This window comes from Streptomyces sp. RG80, from assembly GCF_040446465.1.
Lineage (GTDB): Bacteria > Actinomycetota > Actinomycetes > Streptomycetales > Streptomycetaceae > Streptomyces.
In genome coordinates, this window is record NZ_JBEAAJ010000010.1 from 68,992 (window position 1) to 76,846 (window position 7,855).

Genomic DNA, 7,855 nt, shown 5'->3' on the forward strand with positions numbered 1-7,855 from the left:
TCGCCACGGGGTGCGGGCGACGATGGCCCCATGCAGTTCGACGACGACGCCCAGCTGGACACCTCCGAGGTCCAGGACGTGCGCGGCAGCCGCATCCCGGGAGGCAGGGCGACCGTCGGCGGTGGCATCGCCGGGCTGATCGCGCTGCTGCTGGGGCTCTTTTTCGGAGTCGGTCCCGACCAGCTCGGCCTCACCGACGAGGGCGGCGGGCAGTCCGTCGCCACGTCGTCCCCGCTGGCCCAGGTCCAGCAGTCGTGTCGCACCGGGCAGGACGCGAACACCAGGGACGACTGCCGCACGGTGGCCGTGGTCAACAGCGTGCAGGACTACTGGGACCAGGAGTTCGCGCGGCGCAACGGGACGTACGCGCGCTCTCCCACCGTCTTCTTCAGTCAGCGGGTCGGCACCGCGTGCGGGGCGGCGACCTCGGCGGTCGGGCCGTTCTACTGCCCCGGTGACCGGAAGGTCTATCTGGACCTGGGCTTCTTCGACGAGCTGCGCTCCCAGTTCGGCGCGAGCGGCGGCGCCTTCGCGCAGGCGTACGTGGTCGCGCACGAGTACGGCCACCATGTGCAGGACCTGACGGGCACGCTGAGCCGGTCCCAGGACGGGCGCACGGGCGAGAACTCCAACGCCGTGAAGGTGGAGCTCCAGGCGGACTGCTACGCGGGCGTCTGGGCGCACCACGCGACCACGACGAAGGACGAGTCGACCGGCCGGCCGCTGATCACCAGCCTCACCGACGCCGACATCGCCGACGGTCTGGACGCGGCGGCGGCCGTGGGCGACGACCGGATCCAGGAGCGGTTCCAGGGGCGGGTGACGCCGGAGTCGTGGACGCACGGGTCGGCGGCGCAGCGGCAGCGGTGGTTCCACGAGGGGTTCGAGACCGGTGACATGGGGGCGTGCGACACCTTCCGCTGAGCCGCCCGGGCAGGTGTTTCGGCAGGTCAGCGGCGTTGTCAGTGGCCGCTGCGAGACTGGGGCCAGGTTCGGATTTCCGGCACGGGATCACAAGGGAGTGATCGGCATGGCAGGCACGAGCGGTGGGCGTCCCAGCATCTACCCGACCCTGTTGTACGCGGACGCCAAGGCGGCCGTCCGGCAGCTCACGGAGGCCTTCGGCTTCACCGAGCTGGCGGTGTTCGAGGGGGAGGACGGCCTGGTGCAGCACGCCGAGCTGGTCCAGGGCAACGGCGCGATCATGCTCGGCTCCAAGGGGCGCGGCGGCCTCTTCGACGCGGCGATGAAGGACGCGGGCACCACCGGGGTGTACGTCGCCGTGGACGACGTCGACGCACACCACCGGCGCGCGGTGGAGAAGGGCGCGGAGATCCTGATGCCCCCGACGGACCAGGACTACGGCGCGCGGGACTACATGGCGCGGGACCTGGAGGGCAACATCTGGAGCTTCGGGACGTACACGCCCGAGTTCGAGGGCTGAGCCGCCGTCAGCTGCCCCCCGTGTGCACCTGGAAGGCGGCCCGGCGGACCGCCTTGGCGAGCGCGGGGTCGGGGTGGGCGGCGGCGAGCGCGACCAGGACCTGCACGGTGCGGGGGTGACCGACGGCGCGCACCTCGTCGAGGAGCATGGGGACGGTCGGCTGCACCGCTGACTCCAGGTGCCGCACCAGCAGCGGGGCCTCCCCGTGGTCGGCGACGGCGGCGGCGGTGTCGACCCACAGCCAGGTGGCCTCCTCCCGGGTGAGCACCTCGTGGGCGTCCTCCGGGTCGGCGCCGTCGTGCACGGCGAGCCACAGCAGGGCGTACGGCCGCAGGGTCGGCTCGTCGACGACCGCGCGTACGTCGGGCTCGGCGGGGGCGCCGACGACGCGGAGCGCCTCGAAGGCGAGGCCGCGCAGCAGGGCGTCCTCGCCGCGGGCGGCGGAGAGCAGCTCGGTGACGGCGCTGCCGACGGGGCGGGCGGCGAGCCAGGCGCGGTACTCGTCGCGGGCCGCCTTGGGGCGCAGCTGGGCGCAGCCGCGGAGCATCTCCTCGGCGACGGCCTCGATGTTGCCGGCGGGGCTCTGCGCGGCGACGCAGATCTGCTCCAGCTTGACCCAGACCGCCCAGCTGCCCAGCGGGGTGAGCGTGGCCTGCGCGTCGCCGTAGGTGAGGGCGCCGACGGAGGCGAGGGCGTGCAGGGCCCAGTCGAGGAGGGGGGCGAGCGGGGTGTCCTCGGCCAGTTCGCGGTCCGGGGCGGGCTGCGGGCCGTAGGGGATCTCGCAGCGTTCGGTGCGCAGTTCGGTGACCCGTTGCTCCAGGAGGTCCAGCAGCTGGGCCACGGGCACGGGGCCGGCGGAGAGCTGGAGGAAGGAGAGGACCTGCGGCATCGCCGAGACGACCTCGGCGACGGTGGCGGCCCCGAGCTCCGCGGGCTCCGGGTGGGCGAGCGACCAGGCGTCGAAGAAGGCGACCCAGCCGCGCAGTACGGCGCTGTCGTCGCGGTCCCAGGCGCGCAGCCGCCAGCCGGGGCGGGCGCTGTCGCCGTGCACCTCGACGAGACCGGCGAGCCGGGCGGTGTCCCAGTCGGCGCGCACCTGAGCCACGGTCAGGCCCAGGTCGGCGGCGGCCCGTTCGGCGCTGGCGTCGGAGAGGGTGGCCTGGCCGTCGGGCTGTCCGGCCTCCCGGCCCGGGCCCAGGGCGGCGTCGGCCCAGTGGGCGACGCGGGCGGCGCCGGCCAGTCGGGAGCGCGCCATTCTGGCCAGCTCGGCCTGGGCCGGTGTGCCCGCCGGGGGGCGGGGGGCGGGGCGGCGCGAGGGCCGCTCGGTCATCGCTCGGGGGGCGGCGGCCAGGGGTCGCGGTCGGACGAGTCGAAGCCTGGAGTCGCGCGGGATACGGGACGTCACGGGTGCAGTCTTCCGGTTGACGGTCCGAAAACCCAAACGGAATGTAACGGCGGGCGATGGGGAGGGCCAAGGCACGGGGCCCGGCGGGCGGTCGTGTGACGGGAATCGGCCAGTGGTACGGCCTTAAACGGAATCCGGGGGCAGCCCTCCCGGGCTGGTCCGCGGTGCCGTTACATCAGCGGTGTCAGGAAGCGGCGGAGCGCCTCCTCGTAGCCCTCGGGGTCGGCGTTCCACATGGCTCCGTGGGGGGCGTGCGGGACGGTGTGGAGGGCGATCAGTCCGGGGCGGGCGGCGGCGAGACGGCGCGAGAGCGTCCAGGGGGCGATCGTGTCGTCGGGGCCGTGGAGGATCAGGGTCGGCACCTTGAGGAGGTCCGGGTCGGCGGCCTCGGCGGCGGCGTCGGCGTGCAGCCCGGTGCGGCCCTGCGCGGCGCGGACGGCGAGCGGCAGCAGGGCGCCCGGGGTGCGGCGGGCGGTGGCGAGGGCGCGCAGGGTGGTCTCCCAGCTGAGCACCGGGGAGTCGAGGATCAGCCCGGAGATGCGGTCGCGGAGCCCGGAGTGGGCGGCGGCGCGCAGGGCCATGGTGGCGCCGGTGGACCAGCCGTGCAGGACGACCTTGCGGGCGCCGTTGCGGACGGCGTAACGGATCGCCGCGTCCAGGTCGCGCCACTCGGTCTCGCCGAGGTGGTTCAGCCCGTCCGGCGGGCGGGGCGCGCCGAGGTCGCCGCGGTAGCCGAGGGCGAGGACGGGGAAGCGGCGGCCGGTGAGGAACTCCATGACGTTCAGGGAAAGTTCGCGGGTGGTGCCGAGGCCGTGCACGCAGATGACCCAGGTGCTCCGTATGCCGGGGACGAACCAGGCGGGCAGGGCGCCGAGTTCGCCCGGGATGCGGACGTCCTCGTGGTCGAGGCCGAGGGCGGAGCCGGGGTCGCCGGTGTGGGTGCTGGGGGTGAACCAGACCGTGTCGCCGGGGCTCAGGGTGCCGTGGGTGACGCGTTCCAGGCGGCGTACGACGGTGTCGGCGGTGTGGGACGCGGTGTCGAGGACGGGGCCGACGACCGCGTGACCGGCGTCTCCGGTGAGGCCGTAGGTGCCGGGGCGCAGGGCGGCCAGGTCCCGGGTGAGGGCGATCTGCCCGGCGGCCGTGGCGTGCACGGTGAGCCGGGGTTCGTCGGGCAGGGGCCGGCCCGGGGGCGCCTTCAGGGCGGCGTCGCTGGCGAGTCGTCCCGCAGCGACGCTCGCGGCGCCGGCGGCCAGGGCCACGGTGACGGCGGCGGCCGTCGCTTTGACAGTGCGCACCCGTCCAGTGTCCTGGCGGACCCGGTCACGGGCCAGTGGGAGGGCGCTTCGGAGTGACGCGGGCCGCCCTTGTCACTTGCGCTGCCCGTACCCCCGTAGCCGCTCCCCCGCCTCCGTCACCTGTTCCTCGGACAGCAGGGTCGGGGACAGGCCTGGCACCGAGGACGCGGTCAGCCACAGGCGGCACATCCACTCCAGTTGGGCGGAGCGGTCGTAGGCCTGGTCGAGGGTGGCGCCGTAGGTGACCGTGCCGTGGTTGCGCAGCAGGCAGCCGGTGCGGCCGTCGAGGGCGTGGAGCATGTTCTCGGCCAACTCCTCGGTGCCGTACGTCGCATACGGGGCAACCCGGACGGCGCCGCCGAGGGCGCCGGACATGTAGTGGATCGCCGGGAGCTCGGGGACGAGCGTCGAGACGGCCGTCGCGTGCACGGCGTGGGTGTGGACGACGGCGCCGGCGTCGGTGGCGCGGTAGATCGCCAGATGCATGGGGAGTTCACTCGTCGGGACGAGCCGGCCGAGGACCGGGCGGCCGTCGAGGTCGACGCCGGTCACGTCGTCCGGCGTCAGCCGGTCGTAGGGCACACCCGAGGGCGTGACCAGCACCGTGTCGTCGACGCGCACGGAGACGTTGCCGGAGGTGCCGACGACGAGCCCGTCGGCGACGGTGCGGCGGGCGGTCGCGACGAGTTCCTCCCAGGCGTGCGCCTCCTCGGCGCGCACACTCCGCCGCCACGGCTCCGGCACATCCTGTGCGCCTCCCCCGGCACCCCGCCCGTCCCGCTGGTCGCGTCGCTGCTCAGCCATGCCGCGATCCTGTCAGGTGCGGCCGCGCGGTGTGGCGGGGCCTGGGCACTTTAGGGCGGAGGCCCGGCGTCCGGAAGTGCGCAAATGCGGATACTTCACCCTCTGCCGCGGCTTGGCCGTAGATCGACGAGGACGCCCCGATCTTCCAGTAATCTCTGCCTGATTTGTCGTGCACGTCGCCATTCCGGGGGGAAATATGGCCCGTGATCGCAAACCGTTACGCCACCGAGGCCGCCTCCTGGCGGCGTCCGTGGCAGCGCTCACCCTCGCGGGGACCGCGCTGACCGAGTCACCGGCTTCGGCGGCCGGTAAACCCAAGGGGCACGACGTCTCTTCGCACCAGAAGAACGTCGACTGGCCGAAGGCCAGGTCCAAGGGGGCGAGGTTCGTCTACGTCAAGGCGACCGAGTCCCACAGCTACCGCAACCCGTATTTCAACCAGCAGTACAACGGCTCGCGCGACGCGGGCCTGATCCGCGGCGCCTACCACTTCGCCCTGCCGAACAAGTCGTCCGGCAAGACCCAGGCGCGGTACTTCGTGGCCAACGGCGGCGGCTGGAGCGCGGACGGCTGGACGCTGCCGCCGGCGCTCGACATCGAATACAACCCGTACGACAAGAAGCACAAGTGCTACGGCCTGAAGAAGGCCGCGATGGTCGATTGGATCAAGTCCTTCAGCGGCGAGGTGAAGCGGCTGACCGGCCGGCGACCGGTGATCTACACCACCGCCCACTGGTGGAACACCTGCACCGGCGGCAGCGGCGCCTTCGCCTCCAACCACGCGCTGTGGGTGGCCCGCTACAACGCGGCGGACGCCGGGGCGCTGCCCGCCGGTTGGGGGTACTGGACGATCTGGCAGTACGACAACAGCGGCGGTCTGCCGGGTGATCAGAACCTCTTCAACGGGTCCCTGGCGCAGCTGAAGAAGTTCGCCCGGGGTTCGTGACCGAGCGGCGGTCGGGCCGCGCCGGAGGATCGGAGGGGAAACCCTCGATTCCATACACCGTGCGGCCCGCCTCAGTTCACCTTCCGTTCACCCTGGTTACTTACGTTCGACCAGCCAATGACGCTCGAACGATTGCCTGGGTAAATGGAAAACTTCTCGCTGATCCTCGCGATTGTGGTAGTAACCGCACTTGCGTTCGATTTCACGAACGGTTTCCACGACACCGCCAACGCGATGGCCACCACCATCTCGACCGGTGCACTCAAGCCCAAGGTCGCGGTGGCCATGTCCGCCGTGCTGAACCTTGTGGGCGCCTTTCTCTCCGTGGAGGTCGCCAACACGATCTCCAAGGGTCTCGTCGACGAAAGCGGCATACGTCCTGAGGTGATCTTCGCGGCCCTGGTGGGCGCGATCCTCTGGAACCTGCTGACCTGGCTGGTCGGACTCCCCTCCAGCTCGTCCCACGCCCTCATGGGCGGTCTGATCGGCGCCACCATCGCCTCGGCCGGCATGGGTGCCGTCCACGGCGACGTGCTTGTCACCAAGGTCCTCATCCCGGCGATCGCGGCCCCGCTGGTCGCGGGCCTGGCCGCACTCCTCGCCACGCGGCTGTCCTACACCCTGGGCAAGAAGGCCGACGGCAAGGCATCCGCCAAGGGCTTCCGGGCCGGGCAGATCGCCTCCGCCGGTCTGGTCTCGCTGGCCCACGGCACGAACGACGCGCAGAAGACGATGGGCATCATCACCCTCGCCCTGGTCGCGGGCGGCGCCGTCGCCCCCGACTCCGACCCGCCCACCTGGGTCATCCTCTCCGCGGGTCTCGCCATCGCGCTCGGCACCTACCTCGGCGGCTGGCGCATCATCCGCACGATGGGCAAGGGCCTGACCGACCTCCAGCCGCAGCAGGGCTTCGCCGCTCAGACCTCCGCGGCCACGGTCATCCTGGCCTCCTCGCACCTCGGCTTCTCCCTCTCCACCACGCACTCGGTCTCCGGTGCGGTGATGGGCGCGGGTCTCGGCCGCAAGGGCGGCGTGGTGCGCTGGTCCACGGCGACGCGGATGTTCGTGGCATGGGGCCTGACGCTCCCGGCCGCGGCCCTGGTGGGCGCGCTCGCGGAGTCCGTGTGCGACCTCGGCGACTGGGGCACCGCCCTCGTCGCGGTCTTCCTCATCGGCTCCAGCGCGGCGATCTGGAAGATCTCGCGCCGCGAGGTCATCGACCACACGAACGTCAACGACCACGACGAGGAGCCGGCCGGTGTGGTCACCACGGCGATCGCCGCGGTCACCCCGCCCCCCGCGGGCACGGTGACCGAGGACCTCACCGCCACGATCCCCGCCCCGGCCCCGATCGCTCCCGCGGAGCCCGCCGCTCCGCCGGCCGCCGCCGTCTGAGCCGCCTGCACCCAGGAACGAAGGAAGCACCCGCATGGAAATCGACTGGGCAGCACTGGGCTCCGTCTTCGGCGTCAGCCTCGTGGTCACCGTGGCCCTCGTGGCCCTGTTCACCCTCGGCATCATGGGCCTCTCCCGCCAGGAGCGGGCGACGGCCCAGGGCGACTCGGCGGCCCTCGCGGTCACCGGCGCCTACGCCTGCTTCGCGGCCTGCGCGGCGGCGGTGGCGTACGGGATCTATCTGATCGTCGCCTGACCTAGCTCGACAGGACACCTCGTGGGGTGCGAGACGGATCTCCGTCCCGCACCCCACGTCGTCTGTGACGGCGATGACCGCCCGCATGTGGGCCTCAGCACACTCTCCCGTCGCAGGTCAACGGCAAGTTGACGGCCCTTCCGGGCCCATGGTGGACTGCCGGGGCCATGTACGACGGCATGGAGAGGAAGCCGGTGGAAGTCCGGCGCGGTCCCGCCACTGTCACCGGGGTAGGTAGCCCCGGGAGCCAGGAACTCTCGTCGTCGGTCTCGTCGAACCAGGGCGTGGACACCCTGAGTGAGGACAT

Annotated in this window: 8 protein-coding genes and 1 riboswitch; of the genes, 5 read left to right on the plus strand and 3 right to left on the minus strand. The window is 72.5% G+C overall.

The window, feature by feature from the left end:
• Window positions 1–30: 30 nt before the first annotated feature.
• Together ypfJ and ABKA17_RS32640 are read left to right on the plus strand one after the other, a co-directional pair.
• Entirely contained in the window at window positions 31–924 is an 894-nt protein-coding gene (gene ypfJ, locus ABKA17_RS32635; RefSeq protein WP_353695919.1) for a KPN_02809 family neutral zinc metallopeptidase, read from the plus strand.
• 106 nt (window positions 925–1,030) lie between these two features.
• Window positions 1,031–1,444 (plus strand): VOC family protein, encoded by a 414-nt coding sequence (locus ABKA17_RS32640; protein WP_353695920.1) that lies wholly within the window; start codon window positions 1,031–1,033, stop codon window positions 1,442–1,444.
• 7 nt (window positions 1,445–1,451) lie between these two features.
• On the opposite strand, the gene ABKA17_RS32645 is transcribed toward ABKA17_RS32640, so the two are convergent.
• From ABKA17_RS32645 to ABKA17_RS32655, 3 genes are all read right to left on the minus strand, one after another.
• Window positions 1,452–2,849 (minus strand): hypothetical protein, encoded by a 1,398-nt coding sequence (locus tag ABKA17_RS32645; protein WP_353695921.1) that lies wholly within the window; start codon window positions 2,847–2,849, stop codon window positions 1,452–1,454.
• Window positions 2,850–3,019: 170 nt separating this feature from the next.
• Window positions 3,020–4,147 carry an alpha/beta hydrolase gene (locus ABKA17_RS32650; RefSeq protein ID WP_353695922.1) on the minus strand — a complete coding sequence of 376 codons (1,128 nt, stop codon included), beginning with the start codon at window positions 4,145–4,147 and terminating at the stop codon, window positions 3,020–3,022.
• Window positions 4,148–4,219: 72 nt separating this feature from the next.
• Entirely contained in the window at window positions 4,220–4,951 is a 732-nt protein-coding gene (locus ABKA17_RS32655; RefSeq protein WP_353695923.1) for a class II aldolase/adducin family protein, read from the minus strand.
• 196 nt (window positions 4,952–5,147) lie between these two features.
• On the opposite strand from ABKA17_RS32655, the gene ABKA17_RS32660 reads away from it, so the two are divergent.
• The 3 genes from ABKA17_RS32660 to ABKA17_RS32670 all read left to right on the plus strand — a co-directional run bounded on the left by ABKA17_RS32660 (window position 5,148) and on the right by ABKA17_RS32670 (window position 7,548).
• The gene (locus ABKA17_RS32660; RefSeq protein ID WP_353695924.1) at window positions 5,148–5,897 is read left to right on the plus strand and encodes a lysozyme; all 750 of its coding nucleotides are present in this window, start codon (window positions 5,148–5,150) and stop codon (window positions 5,895–5,897) included.
• Window positions 5,898–6,041: 144 nt separating this feature from the next.
• Window positions 6,042–7,292 carry an inorganic phosphate transporter gene (locus ABKA17_RS32665; RefSeq protein WP_353695925.1) on the plus strand — a complete coding sequence of 417 codons (1,251 nt, stop codon included), beginning with the start codon at window positions 6,042–6,044 and terminating at the stop codon, window positions 7,290–7,292.
• Between the two features lie 34 nt (window positions 7,293–7,326).
• Window positions 7,327–7,548: a hypothetical protein gene (locus tag ABKA17_RS32670; RefSeq protein ID WP_353695926.1), complete on the plus strand. Its 222-nt coding sequence runs from the start codon at window positions 7,327–7,329 to the stop codon at window positions 7,546–7,548.
• A 135-nt stretch (window positions 7,549–7,683) separates the two neighbouring features.
• A riboswitch (cobalamin riboswitch) is annotated at window positions 7,684–7,824 on the plus strand.
• Window positions 7,825–7,855: the final 31 nt, after the last annotated feature.